Below are 25000 nucleotides of genomic sequence, written 5' to 3' on the forward strand. Positions count from 1 at the left end.
ACCGATAGGGGTCATCAGCTCGTAAGGCGCGATACCGCCCATGGGAACGGGTAGCACGCATCCTTTGTTGTTTCCGATCGTGGCAGAGAGGAAGACCATGGAGATCGTGAAGCTGCCGGTGGGAATCGCTGCTCCGGCCGACGCCGACTGTATCCGCATCCAGGAACTGCCGGGAGGCGCCTTTGCGCTGGAAGGCAATTTGCTGGCACCTGCCGATGCCGAGGATATCGCCGAATCCGTCAGCCTGATCGCGAGCGATCCGTATCCGACCTATGACGCAGCGGAATCCGCGGGGCTGGCATGGGCGCATGGCTGCAAGGTGGCGGTGCTGCATGTGGCGCGCTCGGATGGAACCACCCCGCTCCCTGACCCGGCGGAATGAGCCATCGCGTCACGCACTTGGCGGTGACGACGCGGCTTCAAGGCTATTCGATCTCGCGGTGCGGCAAGCCGGAAAGGCGCACCAGCGCGCGGCCTAGGTCATAATGCGGCCCCGGTCGCGGGCTCCATCGCTCCAGTAGCCTATATCCTGCATCGCTCCTGCTTTCGAACAGCTAGGTCTGGCCATCCATTCCCAGTTCGCAGTTGGGGCCCGCCGCATCCAGTGCACGCGTTCGGACAAGGACATTCCGCAGCTCGGAGACCTCGGCCCGCGTGAGGGTGCGATAGACGCGATGCCGGATCGTAAACCTACTGCCATCATCCCAAAGCACGGCGCCGATCAGCCGCACCGCCTGGTTTCGCTTCCAAGCGACGCGCACCACGATATTCTCGTAGCGGCTTGTCAGGAAAATGAACCGGAGCGCACCAGCGCCCGATCTGCGAGCGCCAGGCTTGTCCGAAAGAGTTGGGGCTCGTGCAGGGCCGCCAGATAGGGTGAGGCCCGCTCGTTCAATGCCTGAACGTCCAACCTTTCCTTGGTCGGCAACTCCAGCAAGCTATGGAAGCAAAGTCGATCCGATCGTGCGGCAACCGCTGGAAAATAGGACGGGCGCGGCGCAGCGATCAAGGGCGCCGCTATCGAGGCGAGCAAGGGGAAGACCTTGACGATCGCCGGAAAAGTTGCGCCAGATCGTGTCACATTATGCCCTGTCGATGAACGTGAACAAGACGCAACTTACCGGTGGCACATGCCAGAATTGCCGCCGCTCGGAACGACGTCAATCCATCTTGAGCACGACACGGAAGCGGGCGTCACCGCTGACCATGCGATCATAGGCGGCCTGCGCCTCCTCGAACGTGAAGACTTCGTTCATCGAGCTAATCTGATGAAGCTCGCTGAAAACCAACGTATCTTCGGAATCGGCCGCGACGCCCGAATACCAGCCGCGCACGCCTGCATTCTTGGACAAGAGTTCGAGTGGGCTGATGCTGATCGGGCCGGTCGCGCCGATCAACATCATCGTACCGCCTGCTGCCAGGCCCCCGACAATAGCCTGCATGGCATCGGCGTTGGTCACGGTGGCGATGATTGCCTTGGCGCCGCCCAGCGCCTGCAATGCCTGGGCGGGATCGCCGGCCGTGCTGTCGATATAGTCATGCGCGCCGAGCTGACGGGCCAATGCTTCCTTGTCGCGACCCCGGTTGACCGCAACGGTGCGGAAGCCGAGCTTCGCCGCGAACTGAATGCCAAGATGACCAAGGCCGCCGACGCCGTGGATGGCGACCAGATCCCCCGCCTTCGCGCCGGAGTTACGGATCGCGTTGAAGGTCGTCACGCCCGCACACATAAGGGGTGCCGCCTCGATCGAGTCGAGCGAGGCTGGAATATGCGCCAAGGCTGAGATGTCGGCCAGCATGTGGCTGGCATAGCCGCCGTCACGGGTAACGCCGGTCGCGCCATGCACATTGTCGCAGGCATACGCCTGGCTACGGCGGCAATGCGGGCAATGGCCGCAGGCGCCCGGAAACCAGCCCACGCCAACGCGATCGCCGACCGACCAGCCATCGGTATCTGCGCCGAGCGCGGCAATCGTACCGATCACCTCATGCCCGGGGATGCGCGGATATTGGAGGCCAGGCACCAGACCGCGGCCGGTGACCGTGTCGCTGTGGCAAACACCGCAGGCCTGCACAGTGACCAGCGCCTCGCGCCGGCCAGGCTCGGGCAGGCTACGCTCCACCAATTGCAGCGGTGCATTGGGTTCGGGGAATTGCATCGCACGCATCGTCGCCATGGCATCGTCTCCAGAAGGGGATGCGCGATGATAGCGGCCAACATTACAATTGAAACATCGAGGCGCTGTTGAGCCCGCTTCGGACAGGCATCAAGCATGGGATCTGGGGGTGTCGGTCCATCGCCAATGGCGTCCAGCGCTATCAGCGATGCCGATCCTGTCGGCTTGATCTTCCCGATCGGGTTGCGGCAGGGTTGCCGGGGATTGGATGACCTCGAGCAAGAAGGGAGCCGATGTACCGGTTTCGGAATATCGACGGCCTCACCCGGATGGCCACGATCATGCTGTGGGTGCATATGGTCCCTCAGCTCTGGGTCGGCGCCTATCTATTCTACCATTCGCGTCCGGCCGGACAGCACGATGCGCCGACCGCCACGGCATGGATGGATCAGCTGATGCTGCTGCCGCTGATCTGGGCGATAGCGACCGTGATCGTCATGGGCTGCTGGATCTATCGGGCCAGTGCCAATGCGCACGCCCTCGCGGGCAACCTCACGGTCCGCCCCGGATGGGCGGTCGGCTGGTACTTCATCCCCATCGCGCACCTGTTCAAGCCGTTCGACGCGATGAAGGAAATCTGGCTGGCCAGCCATGATCCGCGCAATTGGCAGGGCCATGCGGCGCCCCTGCGGTTGCTGGTCTGGTGGGGCCTGTGGGTCGTGACGCTGTGCCTGCACAACATGGCGGGCTATGTGGCCGACCGAAATTGGGCGCTGGCGGCGAAGCTGGGATTGACCGAAGGCGTGCTCAACGTGCCGCTCTGCCTGCTGCTGATCAATATCGTTCGGAATGTAGCAAGCGCGCAGGACCGGGCGGCGCTAACATTTCGGCCGGCGGAGCAGGACGCTTCCGGCGCGGCTTGACGCACGTTGCTCGACCGGCTTGAGAGCCGACGAATAAACTCGACGATCATGGTGGGAAGCGATGTACGTCTTTCGAGATCTGTCCCGTCTCACCCGCGGCGCAACAATTGCGCTGTGGATCTTTATGCCATTGTTGCTGCTCTACGGTATTCTCGACTATTTACAGAATGTTATGCGCGTGCCGTCGCTCAATGAGACGGCCGTCGGCTTGCCCGAAATCGTAGGCCTGCTGAGCTTCTTCTGCATGTTGATATGCCTCATCGTGATCGGGATGTGGATCTACCGGGCCAGTGCCAATGCGCATACGATCGCGCCGGATCTCACGATCAAGGCCGGCTGGGCGGTGGGATGGTATTTTATTCCGGTCGCCAACCTGTTCAAGCCGTTCCAGGCGATGAAGGAGATCTGGCTGGCCAGCCGTTTCGGTCTCAATTGGCAGTCGCAGGAAGCCCCCGGGCGCCTGACGGCATGGTGGGCCTTGTGGCTGTTCTTCTCTTTTGCCGGCAATGCATCGGGTCAGCTTGCCAGCAGGATGGCAGGGCCAAGCGCTGTGTTAAACCTTCTCCAGGGGGTAGTAGCAGTGCCGCTGTCGTTCATCCTGATCCAGCTCATGCGCGACATCGCTGCCAACCAGGACGCAACTCGCAATCAAGGCGTATTTGCATAGCGAGGATCGTCAGTTCCTCTCCGGGCAAGCAGGCGCACTGCCTCACCGACAGCGCGTAGCGGCAGCTTTATTTCGCGGGCTTGCACCCTAAGCCGCCGCTCAAGGGTTAACCCAATATTCGCAACACCATAACCGCATTTAGCGGTGACTTTCCTCGCCTTTTGGGGACGATTTGTCGCGGCTGCGGTGATGGATCCGGAGAGAGGATCGTCCATGAATATCTATACCGCCGCGGCGCTCGCGGCCGCGCTCGGTACGGGCGCACTGGCGCAGCATGATCAGCGCGGATCCCACAATCCGATCGTGAAGGACAGCAGGGTCCATACCGTCCCCGCGCCCGCACGCGGGAGCAGTTCCTTCACCGAAGATCAGGCACGCGGGCGCATCGCCAAGGCCGGCTTCACCAACATTGGTGAGCTGCGCAAGACGGATGCCGGCAGCTGGCAGGGCCGCGCCACGCGCAACGGCAAATCGGTCGTCGTGACGCTCGACTACAAGGGCAATGTGACCGCCCGCTAATCCCCGAATTCAGGAGTAAGGCTTATGACCCGCACCATTACGCGGCTGTTCGACGATTATGCGGACGCCCAAACCGCCGTCACCGAACTGGAACGGCTGGGCATCCCCCATGATAATCTCAGCATCCTCGCCAACAATGCGCACGGCCTTCACGGCCGCGATGGCGCGCATCGGGAGGGCGACCATGACGTGACCGATGTGAACGAGCATGGTGACGTCAGTCGCGGCGCATCGACCGGTGCGGTGCTGGGTGGCGTCGGCGGCCTGCTGGCGGGCCTCGGCTTGCTGGCCATTCCGGGGCTGGGCCCGATCGTCGCAGCGGGCTGGCTGGCATCGACCGCCGCCGGCGCGGCGATCGGCGGCGTCGGGGGTGCGGCGACGGGCAGCCTGGTCGGTGCGCTGAAGAATGCGGGCCACAGCGAAGACGAGGCCAATGTCTATTCCGAAGGCGTTCGGCGCGGTGGCACCCTCGTCAGCGCCAAGGTTGACGACCATCTCGTGGGTCAGGCCGAAGCCGTGCTGGACGGTAACCGCGGTGTGACCGCGGCAACGCGGGGATCGGCCTACCGTCAGGCGGGCTGGAACCGCTTCGACGAAACGGCCGCGCCGTATAGCCCGGAGGAAATCGAGCGCGATCGCGCCGCCTCTCGTCGCGAACCATCGATCCTGTGACGGATGAGGACCGGCTGGCAAAACAGCCGGTTCCGCCAAGAACAAGCCAATCGACAACATGGGCGGCCCAAAAGGTAGCCCATGTTGTTGACCAGATGGAGTTGAACGATCCAGGCTAGGAATATGGTAGAGCGCAAGCAGGTGGACATGAAGACCAGGCTGATCGGCATATCTGCCGTCTACTGGCTCGCCGCGTTGATGCTGTTAGGTCTTACGACCATCCTGCACGGACATTGCGCGGGCACGGACGAGGCGATGCGGCAATGCGTCGCCGACAAGCAGCGGATCAGCATCTGGGGTCTCATTCTCGCCTCGATCCTCTATTGTGCGATCCTCTTTCGCGTGGCGCGCCGCGCCAGCTGAACCCGTCAGCCTGCGATAGCAGCCCAGCTGCCCCTCGCAGGTTGCTCCGCTGCGCCGAGAACCGTAAAGCCGCGCCGCTATGGCTGAGCCAATCATCATCGCCGTTCCCAAGGGGCGGATCCTGAAGGAAGTAATGCCGCTATTTGCGGCCGCGGGGATCGTGCCCGAACTCGCCTTTGCGGATGAGGATAGTCGCGCGTTGCGCTTTGCGACCAATCGCGCGGATATCGGCCTGATTCGTGTGCGCGCGTTCGACGTCGCCACCTTCGTTGCACATGGCGCCGCGCAGCTCGGCATCGTCGGATCCGACGTGCTGATGGAATTCGATTATTCGGAGCTCTACGCGCCTGTTGATCTCGGCATCGGCCATTGCCGTCTGAGCGTCGCCGAGCCGCGCGAACTGGCCGCGCGCGACGATCCGCGCGACTGGAGCCATGTTCGCGTTGCGACGAAATATCCCAACGTCACCCGCCGCCACTTCGAGGCGCGGGGCGTTCAGGCGGAATGCGTCAAATTGAACGGCGCGATGGAGATCGCCCCAGTGCTGGGATTATCGAGCCGTATCGTCGATCTCGTTTCCTCCGGCCGCACACTGGCAGAGAATGGCTTGGTCGAGGTGGAGACGATTGCCGAAGTCAGCGCCCGGCTGATCGTCAATCGCGCCGCGTTCAAGACGCGCGCACGGGACGTGCTGCCGCTGATCGAGGGCTTTCGCGATGCTGCGGGAATGCGCTGTGCAGCCTGACTTACGCTGTCGTACGGGAGCAGACGCATGATCCGGCTCGATACGGCCGACACCGGCTTCGAAGCGGCGTTTGCGACGCTTGTCGACGCACGACGGGAGGCGGATGGCGACGTCTCGCGCGACGTCACCACCATCATCCGCGCGGTTCGGGTGGCGCGGGACGGCGCGCTTAGGGATTATACACGCGATTTCGACGGGCATGATCTGGATGTAACCGGCTGGGATGTCAGCCGGGCCGAACGCCGCGCCGCCTTGGACGCGCTCGATCCCGCGCTGCGTCAGGCGCTGGAACTCGCCGCAGAGCGGATCGCGGCCTATCATCGCGATCAGAAGCCCGCCGACCGCGACATGACCGACACTGCCGGCGTACGGCTGGGCGCGCGCTGGAATGCGGTCGACGCGGCGGGCCTGTACGTGCCGGGCGGCCGTGCGGCCTATCCTTCTACCGTCCTGATGAATGCAATTCCGGCGCGTGTGGCAGGCGTAGCACGCGTGACGATGGTCACGCCGACCCCGAATGGCGAGATCAACCCGCTGGTGCTCGCTGCAGCAGAGATCGCCGGGGTCGATGAGATCTGGCGCGTCGGCGGCGCCCAAGCGATTGCGGCCCTGGCCTATGGGACCGATCGTATCCGCCCGGTCGACGTGATCGTCGGGCCCGGCAATGCCTGGGTGGCGGAGGCCAAGCGCCAATTATACGGCGTGGTCGGCATCGATATGGTCGCCGGGCCTTCGGAAATCGTGGTCGTCGCCGATGGCGCGAACGATCCCGCCTGGATCGCGGCGGACCTGCTCAGCCAGGCGGAACATGATCCGACCAGCCAGTCCATCCTGTTCACGGATGACGCGGTTTTTGCCGACGCGGTCGAACGGGCGGTCGCCGCGCAATTGGCCGGGCTGAGCACGCGCGACGCCGCCGCCACCGCATGGGACGACAATGGTGCCATCATTGTGGTACCGAAGCTGGATGCGGCGCTGCCGCTGGTTGATCGGCTCGCGCCCGAGCATCTCGAGCTTGCGGTCGATGACCCCGAAGACTTGTTCGCGAAGATCCGCCACGCTGGATCGGTATTCCTCGGCCGCTACACGCCCGAGGCTGTGGGAGATTATGTTGCAGGCCCCAATCACGTCCTTCCTACCGGTCGCCGCGCCCGTTTCGCGTCTGGCCTGTCGGTTCTCGATTTCATGAAGCGGACGAGCTTCATCGCCTGCGATCGGCGCGGGCTGGCCGCCATCGGACCGGCCGCCGTCGCACTTGCCCAGGCAGAGGGGCTGCCCGCCCACGCCGCATCCGTGGCGATCCGGCTGTGATGCGGCCCGGTGGACGATCGCGTTCCCGTTCGGCGGCGCGGCTGGCTGCGGTGCAGGCCCTGTATCAGCAGGAGATGGAAGGCACGCCGATGGCCAGGCTGCTGGATGAATTCCATCAGCACCGCCTGGGCGCGACGATCGAGGATGTCGAATATACCGACGCCGAGGTCGATTTCTTCGACGATGTGGTGCGCGGCGTCGATGCCCGCCGCGACGAAATCGACGCAGCCCTGACCAAGCGCCTGAGCGCCGGCTGGAGCCTCGCGCGGCTAGACCGGCCCATGCGCGCGATCTTGCGCGCCGGCGGCTATGAGCTGATCGCCCGCGCGGATGTACCGACCGCGACGATCATCAGCGAATATGTCGACGTGGCCGACGCCTTCTACGAAAAGCGCGAAATTGGCTTCGTCAACGGCCTGCTCGATTCCGTTGCCAAGGACGTCCGCGCGTAACAGCGTCCTTGATGAGCATCAGCTTCGGGTAGGCTCGTTTTTGCATCGCTCAATCGTGTGCACCAAGATCAGAGCCCAGCACAACCGGCCATCGACTGGAAGGTGATATCACCCTGGGCTATAGCGTTGACGCAGCACGTGCCTCAAATCGGTGGGACGAAATGGTTGAGTTAGCCGTGGTGATCGGCGCGCTCGCGGCAGCCGCGGCCGGCAGTTATTTGCTGACGGCGGTGACGATCAGGCTGGTTGCTGCCAAGCTCCGCGCGGTTGCTATTCTTATCTCGGGCCTCATCCTTCCCTTGGGCTTTTTCGTGCTGGCCTTGGGTTTCTTTCACCGCGAGCATGCCGAATATCCGAAAAGCGATGAACCCTTCATAGCGCTTTCGGGATCTCTCATCGGGGCGATTATGGCGACGCCCATCAGCCTTACCGCCGCCTGGGCTGCCGTCTATCGCTATAGGGCGAAGATCAGCAACGGGGACGACCGCCTAAGCGGCTGATCCTGTCTTGCCGTTCACGCCGCGAGCGGTGCGCGCGGCTCGAGGCGTTCGGCGCTGACGATCGCGTCGGCGGCGCGGAGCGCAGCGAGGATCCGCATCAGATGGGCAACGTCATGCACCTCCACCACCACCTGGAATGTGTGGAAGCTCGCATCGCGTTCCGACAGGTTGATGTTCACGATGTTGGCGCCCTGCGCGCCAAGAATGCCCGCCATGATGCCGAGCGAGCCCGGCTCGTTGCGCACGATCACGCGTAAGCGGCCCGTCCCGCCCTCGCTGCTGTCGCCCCAGGCGAGATCGACCCAGTCCTCTTCCGGTGCCGCCTGCAGCACCGGGCATTCGATCACATGGACCTCCACCGCCGCATCGTGTCGGCGGACGCCGACGATCCGATCCCCCGGCACCGGCGTGCAGCAGGCACCCAGCGTGAAGGCGACACCGGGCGTCAGCCCCTTCATCGAGATCGCGCTGCGCGGCGCGCGGCGGACGCTGGCGCTGAGGCCGCCGGTCGAGCCCGGCATCAGCGCCTCCATCACCTGCTCGTCATCGATCGCACCCCGCGCGATATCCTCCATCAGGCGGTCCGCGTCAGGCAATTTCAGCCGTTTCAGCGCCTCGGCCAGCGCATCGCTCGACAAAGGCGCGGGCATGCGGGCAACGATCGCGTCATAAAAGCGCCGGCCCAGTGCGATCATCTCCGCCTGTTCCTTCTGGCGTACGAAGCGTCGAATCTTCGCGCGCGCCTTGCCGGTGGCGGCAAAGCCCATCCACGCGGCCTGTGGCTCCTGTGCCTTGGATCGCAGGATCTGCACCTGGTCGCCATTCTTCAGCTCGGTGCGCAGCGGCACGACCCGCCCGTTGATCTTGGCGCCGACGGTCTGGTCGCCCAGGTCGGTGTGGACCGCATAAGCGAAATCCACCGGGGTCGATCCCTTGGGCAGCTGGATGAGTTCGCCCTGCGGGGTGAAGGCGAAGATGCGGTCTTGATACATCGCCATGCGCGTATGTTCGAGCAGCTCTTCCGGGCTGGCGGCGTGATCGAGAATTTCGACCAGATCGCGGATCCAGCGCGAATTCACGTCCGGCTGGATCATGCCGCCGGCCTTATAGGCCCAATGTGCGGCCACCCCGAATTCCGCCTCGGCGTGCATCTTCTGCGTCCGCACCTGGATTTCGATCCGGACGCGCTCGTGGTGCATGACCGCGGTGTGAAGCGAGCGATAGCCGTTGCGCTTGGGCGTCGAGATATAATCCTTGAACCGTCCGGGCACCATCGGCCAACGTTCGTGCAGCAAGCCGAGCGCGCGATAGCATTGCTCATTCTCGTCCACGATGACGCGAAACGCCATGATGTCGGACAATTGCTCGAAGCTGATGTGGCGCTCCGTCATTTTGCGCCAGATCGAATAAGGATGCTTTTCCCGCCCCTCGACCTCCGCCTTGATCCCCTTCTGGGCAAGCAGGAGGCGAATGCCGGACGAGATACGCGCAACCTGATCGCCACCGCCCTTTTTGAGCTGTTCGAGCCGCTTGGTGATGGAATCGAACGCTTCCGGTTCGAGCTCGGCGAAAGCGAGCGTCTGCATCTCCTTCATGAATTCGTACATGCCGATCCGCTCGGCGAGCGGCGCATAGATATCCATCGTCTCGCGCGCGATCCGGCGGCGCTTGGCCTCGGCCGGGATGAACTTGAGCGTGCGCATATTGTGCAGCCGGTCCGCCAGCTTGACCAGCAGCACGCGGATATCATCCGACATGGCGAGCAGGAATTTGCGGAGGTTTTCCGCAGCACGCTCATTGTCGCTTTGCGCTTCGATCTTGCTGAGCTTGGTGACCCCATCCACCAGCCGCGCGACCGACGGCCCGAAGCTTTTCTCGATCTGCTCCGGCGTGGCGACGGTGTCTTCGACGGTATCGTGCAAAATCGCGGTTGCGATCGTCTCGTCGTCGAGATGGAGATCGGTCAGGATACCGGCCACCTCGATCGGATGGCTGAAATAGGGATCGCCATTGGCCCGCTTTTGCGATCCATGCGCCGCCATCGAGAAAACATAGGCGCGATTCAGCAGGGCCTCATCGGCGGTGGGATCGTAACTCAGGACCCGATCGACGAGCTCATATTGGCGCAGCATCCCAACAAGATGGGGTTTGAGGCGGGCACAACGCAAGCATCATCCTGTTCGGAATGCAGAAACTCGCCACCGCCATCGCCAAACCGCAGCAACAATGCGAGCGGTTCTCAATAAGGTTGACCTTGCGAACGATTCGCATTAGCGGGATTCCGCATCAGAGGCGAAACAATTGCCCCGAAAAGCAAAGGGAAATCATGGCGCGCGTTGCTGAACCGAAGCCGTCCGATTGGGCTAAGCCGGCCTTTCTGGCCTTGTCGTGTGTGGGGTTTGTCTCCTCAGCCCATGCCACTGCCGACGCAGCAGCCGACCCGGGCGATGCCGACGCCGCCGAGCGATCCGACGTGATTGTCACCGGCCGGCACGAAGCGCCGGTAAACCTGAAGCTCACCGCACCGCTGATCGATACGCCGCGCTCGATCACCATCTTGCCGGAATCGCTGATCCGGGACACCGGCTCCGCCAGCCTGGTCGATGCGCTGCGCACCATTCCCGGTATCACCTTCGGTGCTGCCGAAGGCGGCAATCCCATCGGCGATCGTCCCTTCATCCGTGGCTTTGACAGCCAGGGTTCGACCTATCTGGATGGTGTGCGCGACATCGGCGCGCAGAGCCGGGAAGTGTTCGCGGTCGAGCAGATCGAGGTCGTGAAGGGCTCCAACAGCGTGCTGGGCGGGCGCGGTTCGGCCGGCGGCACGCTGAACATCGTGTCCAAGCTGCCCAAGCAGGCCGATTTCGTCCACGCCGATGCCAGTTACGGCAACGCCGATTACAAGCGCAGCACGATCGACGTGAACCACCAACTGAACGACATGATCGCGGTGCGGATCGAAGGCATGTGGCACGATCAGGATGTCGCCGGCCGCGATGCGATCTGGCAGAAGCGTTGGGGCGTGGCCCCGTCGATCGCGATCGGGCTCGGCACGCCGACGCGGCTGACCGCATCTTATTACCATCTCCACACCAACGAGCTGCCGGACAGTGGCCTGCCCTACGGCTATGTCTGCTCGGCTACGATCTGCAACGCGCCAGCCGGCAATTTCGTGCTGTCGGAACCGGTCCATAAGGTCACCACCACAGGCGGCGTCACCGGCACGGTTCCCTATTCGACCTTCTACGGGCTGAAGGATCGCGACTTCCGCAAATCGAACACGGATCAGTTCACGCTGCGGGCCGAACATGATTTCGGCAGCAACGTCATGCTGCGCAACACGGCGCGCTTCAGCCATACCTGGCAGGGCTACAGCTTCCTGCTGCCCGACGATTCCACCGGCAATGTCATCGGCACGACGACGACCAACGCGGTCGTTGGCGGCGTTACTCAATTCACCAGTGGCGGCTATGTCTGGCGTCGCGCCAATACCCGTGCGGGTGTCACCAACAGCCTGATCAACCAGACCGACCTGACCGCCAAATTCGCCACCCGACCGCTCAAGCATAGCGTGGCCACCGGCCTGGAATTTTCCAGCGAAGACGCGCGCCGTGGCACCTACGTCATGTCCAACGGCGCGAGCATCAGTCCGCGCTGCAACAGCACCACGATCGCGCGTTATTATTGCACGTCGCTGTTCGACCCCAACCCGAACGACCCATGGGTCAATTATGCCAGCGACACCTCCACCGTGCAGACGCCGGTGGTGCGCAGCCCCAGCTACGGCGACACCGCCAATACCGGCATCACCCGCGCGGCCTACCTCTTCGACTCCATCTCGCTCGACGATTGGCTGATCGCTAACCTCGGCGTGCGGTACGATGATTTCACATCGAAGATCCGCCCCGGTCGCGCGACCCCGACCGCGCCTTCGATCGAATTGCGCCGGCGCGATCGCAACTGGAGCTATCAGGCCGGCCTCGTCGCCAAGCCCACCAAGAACAGCAGTCTCTACCTGTCCTACGCGACCAGCACGACGCCGCCCAACAGCCTGCTGGGCGAAGGCCAGGAGCAGAATTCGCTCGGCACAACGGTCACGCCGCTGCTGGACCAGTTAAAGCCTGAAAAGACCAAGTCGCTGGAGGCCGGTGCGAAGGCAGACATCTTCGATGAGCGACTGTCCTTGACCGCCGCCATCTTCCGGACCGAAAGCACGAATGCCCGCGTATCCGTGGACGCCAACACGGTCGCCTTCATCGGCAAGAAGCGCGTCAACGGGTTCGAGATCGGCTTCAACGGCCGCATCATCAATGGCTGGACCGTGTTCGGCGGCTATTCGCACCTCGACGCCAAGATCCGCGAAGCCGGCATGACCGCGCTCACCGTCGCCGCGGTTGCCGGCCAGGCCCAAAAGACCGTCTATGTACCCTCGGTCAATAATGGCCGCCGCTTCCCGCAAACCGCCAAGGACAGTTTCACCGCCTGGACCAGTTATGAAACGCATGGCTTTTCACTGGGCGGCGGCGCCTTCTACACCAGCCGCGTGTTCGGCGGTTTCAGTGACAACCGCACGGCGACGCAGAACGCCGCCGGCGTGGTGACGATCAACCCCGCCACAACCATCCTCGCCCGATCTATCCCGAGCTATTGGCGCTTCGACGGGCGCGCGAGCTACAAGCTCAACGATCATGTCGAGCTCAGCGTGAATGCGCAGAACCTTACCAACAAGCGCTACTTCAACCAGGCCTATTCCAGCCATTATGCGTCTATCGCGCCCGGCCGCACCGTCTTCGGTACCTTGAGCTTCGATTATTGATGGTGGGCCTGTCCGAGCGGAGCAATGTTAGGCGGCCCGCCGTCGCGATCGATGCACTCAACGCGCTGAGCGTAGAGGACATCCAGCGCCGCCTGTCGGGATCGCGCGAGGACGTCGCCGCCTTCGTCGCCACCGCCGCGCAGGCGGGATCGGCGGAAGCACAAGCGCGGTTCGGTCAGATGCTGCTGGACGGAGACGGCGTCGGCCGCGATCCGCAGCAGGCGTTCCACTGGTTCGAACGGGCCGCACGTTCGGGGCATCTGGAGGCCGCCAATATGGTAGGTCGCTGCTATGATCTTGGCTGGGGCGTGGAGGTCGATCACGTCCATGCTGCGGGCTGGTTCCGCCAGGCCGCAGCGCGCGGGCTGACCTGGGCCAAGTATAATTATGCGACCATGCTCGCGCTGGGCCGAGGCGTTCCGGAAGACAAGGCCGCGGCCTTGCTGCTGTTCCGCGAGGCAGCGGACGACGGCTTTGCCAAGGCGCATAATTTCGTCGGCAGTTTTTACGAAGATGGCTGGGTTGTCGATCGCGACATGGAGGAAGCGGCGCGTCATTATGCCATTGCGGCCGCGGGCGGGGATTTTCGCGGACAGTTCAATCATGGCCGCATCCTGGCAATGCGCGGGGCGCACGACGATGCGATCGCGTGGATGGAGCGTGCCTGGGCCGGTGGCAATCAACGCTTCCGCCGCCAGATGATCGACCATCTTCGCACACAAGGTCACGCTTATGCTGCGGCCGCAGCCAGGCTCGCGGGAGCCCATTGATGATCGTCATCCCGCAGGTGGCAGATGCCGAATTGCTGCGCAGCATGAACGCAGCTTTGGCGTCGGCGGAGTGGGTCGACGGCAATGCCACGTCGGGGCATCAATCGGCGCTCGCCAAGAAGAACCGGCAGCTTGCCGAGGACAGTCCCGAAGCCCGAAAGCTGGGCAATATCGTTTTGGATGCGCTCGGGCGCTCACCGCTGTTCATCGCCGCTGCCCTGCCGCTCAAAATCTATCCGCCGCTGTTCAACCGATATGGCGTCGGCGAAACATTCGGCGATCATGTCGACAGCGCGGTACGGATCCGCGCCGGTAGCGATTTTCGCGTGCGGAGCGATCTGTCCGCGACGCTCTTCCTCAACGATCCCGCCGAATATGACGGTGGCGAGCTGATCGCGGAGGGGCATGCACCGGTTAAGCTGCCGGCGGGCGACATGATCCTCTACCCGGCGTCGACCGTCCATCGCGTCGCGGCGGTGACGCGTGGCACGCGCTGCGCGAGCTTCTTCTGGATCCAGTCGATGGTGCGCGACCAGAGCGCGCGCGACATGCTGTTCGATCTCGACCGGTCGATCCAGCAGCTGACCAGCGTGGCAGGGGCGGGCGCCCCGGCGCTCGTTCGACTGACCGGCGTCTATCACAATTTACTACGCCGCTGGGCGGAGCTTTAGGGGGCAGGATGACGAAGGGGCAGTTGAGGAACCTCTGGTTTCAGATCCACAAATGGATCGGCATCATCGTCGCGATCATCTTCATCCCCTTATCCTTCACCGGATCCATGCTGGTATGGGATGAACCGCTCGACCGCCTGCTGCAGCCTGCGCATCATGCCGAACTGGGCCCGGCCGCCCTCCCCGCCTCTGCCTATGTTGCGACCGCCCGGGAGGCGCTGCCGAAGGGCAGTGTCATTTCCGGCCTGTCGATCGGCGAAGGGCCGGTGATGGTGACGGCCACGGTGCCGAAGCCCGGCCAGAGGCGCGGGCCCCCGGCGCGCCTGGCGGCCTGGATCGACCCCGCCAAGGGAACGCTGATCGACGCGGGCCCGGCGGCGAGCCCGCTGCTGCGCTGGGCGCATATCTTCCATGGCAGCCTGCAATTGCCCGCGTCCGGCCGCGCGGTGGTGGGCTGGCTGGGCGTGCTGATGCTCATCTCGTCGCTGACCGGAATCTGGCTGTGGTGGCCCATTTCCGGCCGGTGGACACGCGGCCTCCGGTGGCGGCGGCAGCCCGCTTTGGACGGCAATCTGCATCATATGGTCGGTTTCTGGATGTCGCTGCCGCTCGCCTTGCTGTCGCTGACGGGCATCATCATCGCATGGCCGCAGATGATCGGCGCCGGCGGCGCGCGCCGGCAGATGCCGACACCCCTGTCTTCACCACGGCTCAGCGTGGATCAGGCGCTCGCGGCGGCGGCTGTGAAGGGCAAGGCGACGATCAGTTGGCCGACCGACAAGAGCGCGACCTGGACGATCCGCGGCGACAAGGGCGCGCTCATCAAGATCGACGACGCCAGCGGCACGATTGCGCCAAAAGACCAGGAACCGGAGCGCCCCCGTACGCGCCCGCTCTATCGCAGGCTGCACGACGGCACGAATATGGGCTTCGTCTTCCAGTTGATCATCTTCCTGGCGGGGATCGCACCTGCCCTTTTGGGTGTGACCGGAATCCTGATGTGGCTGCGAACGCGCAAATGGCGGAGCGACGTCGCGCGGCGACGGGCTGCTACAGTCTAAGCCCCGAACGGGGCAGGATACGTGCCATGCCCCTCCAGCACCAGGCCATCACGAAGCTTCAGGATTTCGCAGCGCTCCACCCCCTGCTGATTGCGAAATCCGATGATGATGAGGTCGATGCCGACCTGCACGAAGCGGATATCGAAACGCAGATCCGGCACCTGTGCCAGCGCGGCCGTCCAATAATCGCGCAAAGCCGCCTTGCCGCGCACTTCCCCGTCGGGAAAGCCCGGCAGCGACCGCGCCAGCGGAGATGTGAAAACGACATCCTCTGCAAACAGACCGATCACCGCCTCCACATCGTGGCGGTTCCAGGCCTCCGCCCAGCTCCGGGCAAAGGCCCAGCCGTCGGGAGTCAGATGCGATCTCCGGTAAGCCGCTGGCACACCATGTCGAGCTGATCTAGCGTTGCGTAAGTGATGGTGACACTGCCGCCTTTGGCGGTGTGCGCGATGCCCACCTTGAGACCTAGCTGGTCGCGTAGCTGACGCTCCAGCATGGCCACGTCGGCATCTACGGCCGCCGGAGCCTGCACGCGCTGGCGTTCCCGGGGGGCCTTGCCGCCGCGCGCCAGTTCCTCGGTTTCACGAACTGACAGGCTCCGCCGCATCACTTCGCTCGCCAGCGTGGCAGGATCGCCGGCAGCCGCCAGCGCACGGGCATGCCCCATCGTCAGCCGGCCGTCCGCCACCGCCGCTCGCACGCTCTCCGGAAGGTCCAGCAACCGCAATAGGTTCGCCACGTGACTGCGCGATTTACCGACGATCTTGGCCAGCGCTTCCTGCTTGTGGCCATATTCGCGCGCCAGGCGCTGGTAGGATTCCGCCTCTTCGATCGCGTTGAGGTCTTGCCGCTGGATGTTTTCGATGATCGCCAGTTCGAGCGTCTCAGCATCATTGAGCTTGCGGACGATAACCGGCAGTTCGTGCAATTGTGCGCGCTGGGCTGCGCGCCAGCGCCGCTCCCCTGCAACGATCTGATATTTGCCGTCCGCAACCGGCCGCGCCACGATCGGCTGGATCAAGCCGCGCTCCCGCAACGAATCCGCAAGCTCGTCCAACGCCGCGTCGTCGAAATGGCGGCGCGGCTGATCGGGGTTCGCGACGATCTGCGCGATGGCGATCATCTGCACGCCAGCCGCGCGCGGTGCATCCGCGGCAATCGGCTGTTCGCGCGCTGCTTCCCCGAGCAGCGACGACAAGCCCCGTCCCAGCCCCCGTTTCACTTCACTCATGCTGTGTCCTTGCTCATGCCGCGACCGCGGGTACCGGCAGCCGCGCAATCATCTCTCCCGCCAGCGCGATATACGCCTCCGATCCGGGACACCGGTGGTCATAGACCAGCGCCGGGAGGCCGTGGCTGGGAGCCTCCGACAGGCGCACGTTCCGCGGTATGACGGTCTGGAAAACCAGATCGCCGACCACCTCCCGGACATCGGCAGCCACCTGTTCGGAAAGGCGGTTGCGCCGATCATACATGGTGAGCGCAACGCCAAGGATGGCAAGATCCGGGTTGAAGCTGCCGCGCACCCGTTCGACCGTGTGGAGCAACTGACTCATGCCCTCCAATGCGAAGAACTCACATTGCAGCGGGATGAGCAGGCTGCGCGCCGCGACCAGCGCATTGATCGTCAGCAGGCCCAAGGAGGGCGGACAGTCTATCAGGCAAACATCCCAGCGGGCTTCGGCGCGCTCGATTGCCTTATCGAGCCGACGTGTGCGGTCGGGAAGATCGGACAGCTCGATTTCGGCGGCGGAAAGATCCTGCGTGGCAGCGATCACGTCCAGCCGCGGCACCTGGGTGGCAATGGCGGCTGCATTAAGTTCGCTTTCACCGATAAGTACTTGATAAATCGATGTTTCTCGCGCACTGCGCTCGACACCTAGCCCCGTCGAGGCGTTACCCTGAGGATCGAAGTCGATCAGCAGGACGCGAAATCCGGTGGCAGCCAACGCCGTCGCAAGATTGATCGCGGTCGTCGTCTTGCCGACCCCGCCCTTCTGATTGGCAATGGCGATGCGGATCATCGGCGCTTCCTTGAGGCGACGCCCGTCGCGACGATAATCGACGCTTGGGAATCGGTGACGCTGGGGACCAGTTCGAAGCTACCTTGCCACGATCCATGGGATGCTGCCAGTTCCTCAGCGGCGCTTTTGCCCTTGGGAAGCACCCATCGCGTCGCTTTGTCGGAGAAGGGAAGTCCCAAGGTAAGCAGCTTCTCCAATGGCGCGAACGCACGCGCGCTGATGACATCGAAGCGCCGTTTTTCGGCGGTCTCGACACGCCCGGCAATGACAGTGACACGGTCTTCGATGCCAGTGGCAGCGGCAACTTCGCGCAAAAAGGTCACGCGCTTGGCCCGCGCTTCCACCAGCGTCACCTTCCCCTGCCCTATCAGCGCGACCACCAGCCCAGGAAAACCAGCGCCGGAGCCAAGGTCGATCCACTTTCCCCATGATCCAGCATGGTCGAGCAGCTGCGCCGAATCGACAATGTGACGCGACCAGATGGCATCCAGCGTGGATGCCGAAACCAAATTCTGTGCGGAAGCTTCACGCCTCAGCAGTTGCGTATACAGATCCAGCTTATCCAATGTTCCACGTGGAACATTGCGAACTGCCAGCCATTCGAGCGCCTCTTCCTCCGTCACGCGGCACGACGCTGCGCTGCAACCAGAATAGCGGCGAGTGCTGCCGGCGTGATTCCTCGAATCCGTCCTGCTGCCGCCAGATTGGCAGGCCGCGCGGCTTCGAGCCGCTCGACCATTTCGGCCGAGAGACCGCCAATCGCACGGTAGCTGTGGATTCGATCAAGCGAGGTTGACGCTTCTGCCCGTATGCGCTCCACCTCCAACTTCTGGCGCTCGAGATAAGGCGCATAGCGGGCGTCATCCACGACTTCGCTTAGCACATCGTCATCCACCTGCGGCACCTTACTCTTCAGCTCGGTCAAGACATCCTCATTCTGGCGAACGCGATCTGCCAGCGAAATCCCACCGCGGCCCCGTACATGCGCCACCTCGCTTACATGTTCGATGTGCGCCAAACGGGCTTCGATCATCTCCCGGCGCTCCTGCCCGATCGCGCCGCTCTGAATAGCCAGCTGCCCGAGTCGGGATACCGCGTTATCCGCCCGCAGCCTCAGGCGATATTCCGCCCGAGCCGTGAGCATCCGATATGGCTCGGTCACGCCCTGCAGCGTGAGATCATCGATCATCACGCCGATATAGCAATCCGCCCGGTCAGGGAGCACGGGCATAAGGTCGCATGCATGGGATGCGGCATTCAGTCCCGCAATCAGCCCCTGGGCTGCCGCTTCCTCATACCCTGTCGTTCCGTTGATCTGCCCCGCGCAGAAGAGCCCGTGTAGAGCACGCAGCTCAAGCGTGTGGGACAGGCTGCGGGGATCAAGGAAGTCATATTCCACCGCATAACCCGGGCTGACAATCTCCGCCCGCTCCAGCCCTTCGATCGAGCGGATCATCTCTGCCTGGACCACCACCGGCAACGATGTCGAAATACCGTTGGGATAGATCAGCGGGTCGTCCAGCCCTTCCGGTTCGAGAAAGATCTGGTGGCCGTCACGATCGCCAAAGCGGACCACCTTGTCCTCGACCGACGGACAATAGCGCGGACCCGATCCCTCGATCGCGCCGGTGAACATCGGCGATTCGACGAGCCCAGCGCGGATGATGTCGTGCGTCTTCTCGTTCGTGCGCGTGATCGCGCAGGCAAGCTGCGGCAGCTGTCTTTCGCGCGTCAGCGGTGACATTGTCCATGCGACCGTGTCGGACGGTTGCCGTTCCAGCCGCGCCCAGTCGATCGTCCTTCCGTCGAGGCGCGGTGGCGTTCCCGTCTTGAGCCGCCCCATCGGCAGCGCCAGTTCGCGCAGCTGCGCCGCCAGCGTGATCGATGCTGGCTCGCCGGTTCGTCCTCCCGCCACCTGTTCCAGGCCGCGGTGCAACCGTCCACCCAGGAACGTACCCGTAGCGAGGACAACCGCCCGTGTGGACAGGTGCTGGCCATCGGCTAGCACAACCCCGACCACCGTGCCGCTATCTATAAGGAGCGACTCGGCTGCGCCCTCAAGGATCGAAAGGCCGGACTGACGAGCCGTTAACGCCTGAACGGCATCTCTGAATCGTCGGCGGTCCGCCTGAACGCGGGGGCCATGAACGGCCGCGCCCTTACTGCGATTCAACATCCGGTGATGGATCGCTGCCGCGTCTGCAGCACGTGCCATCAGGCCGTCGAAGATGTCGAGTTCGCGAACAAGGTGCCCCTTTCCGACGCCCCCAATTGCGGGATTGCACGACATGGCGCCGATCTGGCGCGGGTCCATTGTCACCAAGGCAACGCGTGCGCCTCTGCGCGCTGCAGCCGTGGCTGCCTCGCATCCGGCGTGCCCGCCGCCAATGACGATGACATCAAAATTCTGCATCTACTCGGCTCTGCTTATAGGGAGCTCGGACGATGTTCCACGTGGAACATTATTTGCCGATGCAAAAACGTCCGAACAACGCGTCCAACATCTCCTCTACACCAGCGCGTCCGGTAATGCGATCCAAAGCCGTTCGCGCATTACGGAGATGTTCGGCGGCAAGGAGCGGATCCTGCTGCCGTGCAGCAGCGAGTTCATCTGCGCTTTCGGCAATCAGCTGCCGGTGTCGTGCATTCAGTGCGATTAGGTCTTCCCTTGGGAGGAGCGCCGCAACCCGCTCGGCCAAAATCGAACGTAGCGCGTCCAAACCTTCCCCGGTAATCACCGACACCGGCAAACCCGCCGCCCCCGCCCCAGCCCGCTTATCGAGGTCCGCTTTCGCATGTAGCTGGACGATATCGTGCAGGCGCGGACAATCCTCCGGCTTGCCGAGCCAGAGAAGAAGATCCGCATCCTCGATCGCCGCGAACGCCCGCGCGATCCCGATCTGCTCCAACTTGCCCGCCGAACGCCGAAGCCCTGCGCTATCGATCAGCACACACGGCATCCCATTCAACGTCAGTGGCACTTCGATTATGTCGCGGGTCGTGCCCGCGACGGCTGACGCAATCGCCACTTCCCGCCCTGATAAGCTATTGATAATACTTGATTTTCCCGCGTTGGTCGGGCCGGCAACGACAATGCGGACGCCATCTTTCAAACGCTCGGCGGGCGGTTGCGCCAGAGCGGCCGCAAGGTCCTGAGCCAAGCCGTCCAACTCCCGCTGATCAGCGGCGCTCAACGCAGGGACATCGTCCTCATCCTCCTCGAATTCGATGGCGGCTTCGATCCTGGCCGAAAGCGCCAGCAATCTGGCCTGCCATTCCCCCACACGGCGACCGAGCCCGCCCTCCGCCAGACGTAGCGCCTGACGCCGCTGACCTTCGGTCTCCGCCGCAAGCAGGTCAGCCAGGCCTTCCGCTTGTGCAAGGTCGAGCCGGCCATTGGAGAAGGCACGCCGTGTAAACTCCCCCGGTTCAGCCATGCGCAGGCCGGGCACCGCCGCCAAGGCGGACAATACGGCTGCGGCAACCGCACGTCCTCCATGCAGGTGAAACTCCGCGCTATCCTCGCCGGTCGCGGTTCCCGGCCCCGGCAGCCACAAAACCAGGGCGCGATCCAGCATTGCGCCATCGGAATCGCGCAACGTAGCCGTTACGGCGCGCCGCGCTGGCGGAAGGCGTCCCGCAATCTGGCGTAAGGCCGCTCCCGCCGCAGTTCCGCTCACCCGGATTACGGCGATCGCCGCGGGCAGCGCGCCACTGGACAGCGCAAAGATGGTGGATTGCGCGCTTGCGCCGGCACTCACGTCTTGGCGGTGCCCGTCAATTGTTCGATCATCTTCTGCCACGCATTCATGCCCATCTCGCCCATGGGCGACCAGCTTCGCATCATATTTTCCAGAAGCTCGGGCGTCATCCCGTTGGTCATGGCTTCACGCAATTTGTCGAGATACAAATCGTGGATCGGGGTCATGTCGGGCAGGCCCATGAACCGACGTGCTTCCTCGGGCGAACATTCGATGTTCATAGTGATGTTCATCGCCCGCGCCTTCCCATGTTACTGCTGCAGCCGACTGGTAGAACAAGCGCGGGAGAGCGTCCATGCCGCAACGAACGATCGCCAGCCCCATCGGGCCGCTTCGCCTGTTCAGCGAAGCGGGACATATCACCACGCTACGGATCAACCCGCCGCCCGAGCCCGATCTTGCCGGCGACGACGCCTTGCTGGATCAGGCGGCGACACAGCTCGACGAATATTTTCATCGGCGTCGCCGTCACTTCGATCTTGCTTTGGCGCCGCTTGCGACTCCGCGCGGCGCCGCCTTGCGCGCCGCTATTGTCGGGATCAGCTACGGCGAGACGGCACAATATGGCGATCTCGCTACGCGGATCGGCTCAAGCGCTCGGGCGGTCGGACAGGCATGCGCACGCAATCCCATACCGCTCATCATCCCCTGCCACCGTGTGCTCCCAAGCAAGGGGCTGGGTAACTATTCCGGGGGTGGCGGCGTTAAGACCAAGCAATGGCTGCTGGCACATGAGGCAGGTGATCTATGGGCATGATGATCAACATCGTGACGTTCGATGGCGAAGATCGCTTTCCCGCCTATCTCGCCGAGCCGGCCGGCCCGCCCAAGGCCGCAATCATCGTCGTCCAGGAGATATTCGGCCTGACCGCCGGTATCCGGCGCAAAGCGGATGATTGGGCCGCGCTTGGCTATCTTGCGATTGCGCCTGAAATGTTCTGGCGCTTCGCACCCGGATTCGACGCCGATCCCGACATTCCCGATCAGCTCGAACAGGCCATGGCGCTCCGCACCCATTTCGATTTCGACCAGGCCGTGGCCGATGTCGAGGCGGCGATCCGCCATGCCCGCGCAGTGATCGGCGCCAGCGGCAAGGTCGGCGTCGTCGGCTTTTGCTGGGGCGGCAGCGTCGCTTACCTCGCCGCCACCCGTACCGATGCCGATGCTTGCGTCGGCTATTATGGGCGGCAGATTACGGATCATCTCAACGAAGCGCATGCGATTGCGAGGCCGCTGCTGTTGCATTTCGGGGAGATGGATGCCTCCATTCCCGCCGAGATGCGCGCCAACGTTCGGACGGCGCTGAGCGGCAGTCCACGCGTTGAGATTCATGATTATGCGGGGGCGGGCCATGGCTTCGCAGCGACCTTCGGTCAGCGTCGCAACGTGTCTGCCGCGCAGCAAGCGGATGCCAGGACGGAGGCTTTCGTCGCGCAGCATCTTGCCTGAGCGGCACGCGCCACAACCGCTTAGGTGAATAAGGTCAGGACGCCCACCTTGGGATTGACCACGCCTTCATACACCATCTTCACGGCCACGAAGAAGATGACAGCCAAGCCGACATAAGCGATCCAGCTATACCGTTCGATCAGTCGGGCCAGGAAATTCGCGGCGACGCCCATCAGGATGACCGACAGGATCAGGCCGATGATAAGGATGCCGGGATGGGCATGTGCCGCGCCGGCGACGGCCAACACATTATCCAGGCTCATCGAAACGTCGGCAACGGCCACCGCCCAGGCAGCAGCTGCGAAGCTTTTTGCGGGCTTCAGCCCGTCATGCGTCTCCGCATGATCGCCGCGCAATTCCCGCCACATCTTCCAGGCGACCCACAATAACAGCAATCCGCCGGCGAATGTGAGACCGACGATCTGCAGCAATTGCGTGACCGCCAGCGCAAAGGCGATGCGCAGCACCAGCGCGGCGATGATGCCGATCATGATGACCTTGCGGCGCTGATCCGCACTCAGCCCAGCCGCAATGGCACCGACAACAATCGCATTGTCGCCGGCCAACATGATGTCGATCAGCAACACCTGCAAGAACGCCGACAGCGCCGCGGGCGAACCGATGTTCGCGAAGTCCGCGACGATATGCTGCCAAAGTTCAGTCATATGAGGATGTTATTGAACCGGACCGGGCCTGTCGATGATAGACACGCGGAAATAGATCCTCTTCGGCCCTGTATCGCAGAAAAGGTGCAGCAAAGATCGGCCGCGTCAGCACCGCCGGCATAGCGATTACGCGCCTGCCATCCACGAGTAGCGATCACGAGCAAAGGTGGCGCGCCCCGGAAAGGACGCGCCGATCGCGATGCCTCTTACTGGTTCATCGAGTCGAAGAAGTCTTCGTTGGTCTTGGAATCCTTCATCTTGTCGAGCAGGAATTCCATCGCGTCGGTGGTGCCCATCTGCATGAGGATGCGGCGCAGCACCCACATCTTCGATAGCTTGGCCTTGTCGAGCAGCAGCTCTTCCTTGCGCGTGCCCGACTTGCCGACGTCGAGTGCCGGGAAGATGCGCTTGTCCGCGACCTTGCGGTCCAGCACGATTTCCGAGTTACCGGTGCCCTTGAACTCTTCGAAGATAACCTCGTCCATGCGGCTGCCCGTATCGATCAGCGCGGTGGCGATGATCGAAAGCGAACCGCCCTCTTCGATATTGCGCGCGGCACCGAAGAAACGCTTCGGCCGCTGCAGCGCATTGGCGTCGACACCGCCGGTCAGTACCTTGCCGGAGCTCGGCACGACGGTGTTGTAAGCTCGGCCCAGACGCGTAATCGAGTCGAGCAGGATCACGACGTCCTTCTTGTGCTCGACCAGGCGCTTGGCCTTCTCGATCACCATCTCGGCAACCTGGACGTGGCGCGTGGCGGGCTCGTCGAAGGTCGAGGACACGACCTCGCCGCGCACAGAACGCTGCATGTCGGTCACTTCTTCCGGCCGCTCGTCGATCAGCAGCACGATCAGGAACACTTCTGGATGATTGTCGGTGATCGCGCGCGCGATATTCTGCAGCATCACGGTCTTGCCGACGCGCGGCGGCGCCACGATCAGGGTGCGCTGGCCCTTGCCCTGGGGGCTGACCAGATCGATCACGCGCGCCGACTTGTCCTTGACGGTCGGGTCGGCGGGATCGAGCGTAAGCTTCTGTTCGGGATAGAGCGGCGTCAGATTGTCGAAATTGACGCGGTGACGCACCACGCTGGGATCGTCGAAATTGACCTGCAGCAGCTTCGTCAGCGCGAAATAGCGTTCGCCGTCCTTCGGCTCCCGGATCTCGCCCTCGACCGTGTCACCGGTGCGCAGGCCGAACTTACGAACCTGATTGGGGCTGACGTAGATGTCGTCGGGACCGGCCAGATAATTGGCCTCGGGCGACCGCAGGAAACCGAAACCGTCGGGCAGAACCTCGATCGTGCCGAGGCCCAGGATCGTCTCGCCTTCCTCGGCTTCCGCCTTGAGGATGCCGAACATCAGGTCCTGCTTGCGCATCGTCGATGCACCCTCGACGCCGCGCTCTTCCGCCATGGCGACGAGTTCGGCGGGAGATTTCTTTTTGAGGTCTTTGAGGTGCATCTGGTGCGTATCCGGTGGGGAGATTTTGAGGGAAGAACCGCGCAGGCA

At 63.4% G+C, this 25000-nt stretch carries 28 protein-coding genes; 16 read left to right on the plus strand and 12 right to left on the minus strand.

Going from position 1 to position 25000, the window contains the following annotated elements:
• Positions 1-97 precede the first annotated feature (97 nt).
• Positions 98-382, plus strand: a complete 285-nt coding sequence (locus ACOJSI_RS12215) for a hypothetical protein (protein WP_420138563.1) — start codon at positions 98-100, stop codon at positions 380-382.
• 402 nt (positions 383-784) lie between these two features.
• Here the strand turns inward: ACOJSI_RS12215 and ACOJSI_RS12220 are convergent, their stop codons facing one another.
• Together ACOJSI_RS12220 and ACOJSI_RS12225 are read right to left on the minus strand one after the other, a co-directional pair.
• Positions 785-1081 (minus strand): hypothetical protein, encoded by a 297-nt coding sequence (locus ACOJSI_RS12220; RefSeq protein WP_420138564.1) that lies wholly within the window; start codon positions 1079-1081, stop codon positions 785-787.
• 79 nt (positions 1082-1160) lie between these two features.
• The gene (locus tag ACOJSI_RS12225) at positions 1161-2177 is read right to left on the minus strand and encodes an alcohol dehydrogenase (protein ID WP_420138565.1); all 1017 of its coding nucleotides are present in this window, start codon (positions 2175-2177) and stop codon (positions 1161-1163) included.
• A 233-nt stretch (positions 2178-2410) separates the two neighbouring features.
• Between ACOJSI_RS12225 and ACOJSI_RS12230 the strand changes: the two genes are divergently transcribed.
• From ACOJSI_RS12230 to ACOJSI_RS12270, 9 genes are all read left to right on the plus strand, one after another.
• Entirely contained in the window at positions 2411-3040 is a 630-nt protein-coding gene (locus ACOJSI_RS12230) for a DUF4328 domain-containing protein (protein ID WP_420138566.1), read from the plus strand.
• 61 nt (positions 3041-3101) lie between these two features.
• Positions 3102-3707: a DUF4328 domain-containing protein gene (locus ACOJSI_RS12235; RefSeq protein WP_420138567.1), complete on the plus strand. Its 606-nt coding sequence runs from the start codon at positions 3102-3104 to the stop codon at positions 3705-3707.
• A 213-nt stretch (positions 3708-3920) separates the two neighbouring features.
• Positions 3921-4226 carry a hypothetical protein gene (locus ACOJSI_RS12240; protein WP_420138568.1) on the plus strand — a complete coding sequence of 102 codons (306 nt, stop codon included), beginning with the start codon at positions 3921-3923 and terminating at the stop codon, positions 4224-4226.
• Between the two features lie 24 nt (positions 4227-4250).
• Complete coding sequence (locus ACOJSI_RS12245; protein WP_420138569.1) at positions 4251-4898, plus strand: hypothetical protein; 648 nt, start codon at positions 4251-4253, stop codon at positions 4896-4898.
• Between the two features lie 123 nt (positions 4899-5021).
• Entirely contained in the window at positions 5022-5261 is a 240-nt protein-coding gene (locus tag ACOJSI_RS12250) for a hypothetical protein (protein WP_420138570.1), read from the plus strand.
• A 79-nt stretch (positions 5262-5340) separates the two neighbouring features.
• Complete coding sequence (gene hisG / locus ACOJSI_RS12255) at positions 5341-6006, plus strand: ATP phosphoribosyltransferase (protein WP_420138571.1); 666 nt, start codon at positions 5341-5343, stop codon at positions 6004-6006.
• A gap of 27 nt (positions 6007-6033) precedes the next feature.
• Positions 6034-7317: a histidinol dehydrogenase gene (gene hisD / locus ACOJSI_RS12260; protein ID WP_420138572.1), complete on the plus strand. Its 1284-nt coding sequence runs from the start codon at positions 6034-6036 to the stop codon at positions 7315-7317.
• Positions 7317-7769, plus strand: coding sequence for a transcription antitermination factor NusB (nusB, locus tag ACOJSI_RS12265; protein ID WP_420138622.1), 453 nt, complete (start codon positions 7317-7319; stop codon positions 7767-7769). The genes hisD and nusB overlap by 1 nt, the downstream gene beginning before the upstream one ends.
• A 161-nt stretch (positions 7770-7930) precedes the next feature.
• Complete coding sequence (locus ACOJSI_RS12270; RefSeq protein ID WP_420138573.1) at positions 7931-8269, plus strand: hypothetical protein; 339 nt, start codon at positions 7931-7933, stop codon at positions 8267-8269.
• A 14-nt stretch (positions 8270-8283) separates the two neighbouring features.
• Here ACOJSI_RS12270 and ACOJSI_RS12275 read toward each other — a convergent pair whose 3' ends face one another.
• Positions 8284-10401, minus strand: coding sequence for a RelA/SpoT family protein (locus ACOJSI_RS12275; RefSeq protein WP_420138623.1), 2118 nt, complete (start codon positions 10399-10401; stop codon positions 8284-8286).
• 194 nt (positions 10402-10595) lie between these two features.
• On the opposite strand from ACOJSI_RS12275, the gene ACOJSI_RS12280 reads away from it, so the two are divergent.
• From ACOJSI_RS12280 to ACOJSI_RS12295, 4 genes are read left to right on the plus strand one after another with little or no spacing between them, the layout of a single operon-like run.
• Positions 10596-13085 carry a TonB-dependent receptor gene (locus tag ACOJSI_RS12280; RefSeq protein ID WP_420138574.1) on the plus strand — a complete coding sequence of 830 codons (2490 nt, stop codon included), beginning with the start codon at positions 10596-10598 and terminating at the stop codon, positions 13083-13085.
• Positions 13085-13855 (plus strand): tetratricopeptide repeat protein, encoded by a 771-nt coding sequence (locus ACOJSI_RS12285; RefSeq protein ID WP_420138575.1) that lies wholly within the window; start codon positions 13085-13087, stop codon positions 13853-13855. The genes ACOJSI_RS12280 and ACOJSI_RS12285 overlap by 1 nt, the downstream gene beginning before the upstream one ends.
• Positions 13852-14526: a Fe2+-dependent dioxygenase gene (locus ACOJSI_RS12290; RefSeq protein WP_420138576.1), complete on the plus strand. Its 675-nt coding sequence runs from the start codon at positions 13852-13854 to the stop codon at positions 14524-14526. The genes ACOJSI_RS12285 and ACOJSI_RS12290 overlap by 4 nt, the downstream gene beginning before the upstream one ends.
• 8 nt (positions 14527-14534) lie before the next feature.
• Complete coding sequence (locus ACOJSI_RS12295) at positions 14535-15587, plus strand: PepSY-associated TM helix domain-containing protein (RefSeq protein WP_420138577.1); 1053 nt, start codon at positions 14535-14537, stop codon at positions 15585-15587.
• Here ACOJSI_RS12295 and ACOJSI_RS12300 read toward each other — a convergent pair.
• Genes ACOJSI_RS12300 through ACOJSI_RS12330 form a run of 7 tightly spaced genes read right to left on the minus strand, consistent with a single transcriptional unit; the run spans position 15584 to position 21608 of the window.
• Positions 15584-15973 carry a nuclear transport factor 2 family protein gene (locus tag ACOJSI_RS12300; protein ID WP_420138578.1) on the minus strand — a complete coding sequence of 130 codons (390 nt, stop codon included), beginning with the start codon at positions 15971-15973 and terminating at the stop codon, positions 15584-15586. The genes ACOJSI_RS12295 and ACOJSI_RS12300 overlap by 4 nt on opposite strands.
• On the minus strand, positions 15943-16821 hold the full coding sequence (locus ACOJSI_RS12305; RefSeq protein WP_420138579.1) for a ParB/RepB/Spo0J family partition protein: 879 nt from the start codon (positions 16819-16821) through the stop codon (positions 15943-15945). Before ACOJSI_RS12305 ends, ACOJSI_RS12300 begins: the two co-directional genes overlap by 31 nt.
• 13 nt (positions 16822-16834) lie before the next feature.
• Entirely contained in the window at positions 16835-17614 is a 780-nt protein-coding gene (locus tag ACOJSI_RS12310) for a ParA family protein (RefSeq protein WP_420138580.1), read from the minus strand.
• Positions 17611-18237, minus strand: a complete 627-nt coding sequence (gene rsmG / locus ACOJSI_RS12315; protein WP_420138581.1) for a 16S rRNA (guanine(527)-N(7))-methyltransferase RsmG — start codon at positions 18235-18237, stop codon at positions 17611-17613. Before rsmG ends, ACOJSI_RS12310 begins: the two co-directional genes overlap by 4 nt.
• Positions 18234-20027 carry a tRNA uridine-5-carboxymethylaminomethyl(34) synthesis enzyme MnmG gene (gene mnmG, locus ACOJSI_RS12320; RefSeq protein ID WP_420138582.1) on the minus strand — a complete coding sequence of 598 codons (1794 nt, stop codon included), beginning with the start codon at positions 20025-20027 and terminating at the stop codon, positions 18234-18236. The genes rsmG and mnmG overlap by 4 nt, the downstream gene beginning before the upstream one ends.
• Positions 20028-20076: 49 nt before the next feature.
• A complete protein-coding gene (gene mnmE / locus ACOJSI_RS12325) occupies positions 20077-21417 on the minus strand; it encodes a tRNA uridine-5-carboxymethylaminomethyl(34) synthesis GTPase MnmE (RefSeq protein ID WP_420138583.1) in 1341 nt (446 codons plus the stop codon).
• Positions 21372-21608 carry a DUF6489 family protein gene (locus ACOJSI_RS12330; RefSeq protein ID WP_420138584.1) on the minus strand — a complete coding sequence of 79 codons (237 nt, stop codon included), beginning with the start codon at positions 21606-21608 and terminating at the stop codon, positions 21372-21374. The genes mnmE and ACOJSI_RS12330 overlap by 46 nt, the downstream gene beginning before the upstream one ends.
• A gap of 62 nt (positions 21609-21670) precedes the next feature.
• On the opposite strand from ACOJSI_RS12330, the gene ACOJSI_RS12335 reads away from it, so the two are divergent.
• A complete protein-coding gene (locus tag ACOJSI_RS12335; RefSeq protein ID WP_420138585.1) occupies positions 21671-22132 on the plus strand; it encodes a methylated-DNA--[protein]-cysteine S-methyltransferase in 462 nt (153 codons plus the stop codon).
• Positions 22129-22824 carry a dienelactone hydrolase family protein gene (locus ACOJSI_RS12340; RefSeq protein ID WP_420138586.1) on the plus strand — a complete coding sequence of 232 codons (696 nt, stop codon included), beginning with the start codon at positions 22129-22131 and terminating at the stop codon, positions 22822-22824. The genes ACOJSI_RS12335 and ACOJSI_RS12340 overlap by 4 nt, the downstream gene beginning before the upstream one ends.
• A 20-nt stretch (positions 22825-22844) precedes the next feature.
• Here ACOJSI_RS12340 and ACOJSI_RS12345 read toward each other — a convergent pair whose 3' ends face one another.
• Together ACOJSI_RS12345 and rho are read right to left on the minus strand one after the other, a co-directional pair.
• Positions 22845-23489, minus strand: coding sequence for a TerC family protein (locus ACOJSI_RS12345; protein ID WP_420138587.1), 645 nt, complete (start codon positions 23487-23489; stop codon positions 22845-22847).
• 206 nt (positions 23490-23695) lie between these two features.
• Positions 23696-24952 carry a transcription termination factor Rho gene (rho, locus tag ACOJSI_RS12350; protein WP_420138588.1) on the minus strand — a complete coding sequence of 419 codons (1257 nt, stop codon included), beginning with the start codon at positions 24950-24952 and terminating at the stop codon, positions 23696-23698.
• Positions 24953-25000: the final 48 nt, after the last annotated feature.

The sequence above is a fragment of the Sphingomonas sp. genome, assembly GCF_048595155.1.
In the GTDB taxonomy this organism is placed as follows: domain Bacteria; phylum Pseudomonadota; class Alphaproteobacteria; order Sphingomonadales; family Sphingomonadaceae; genus Sphingomonas_I.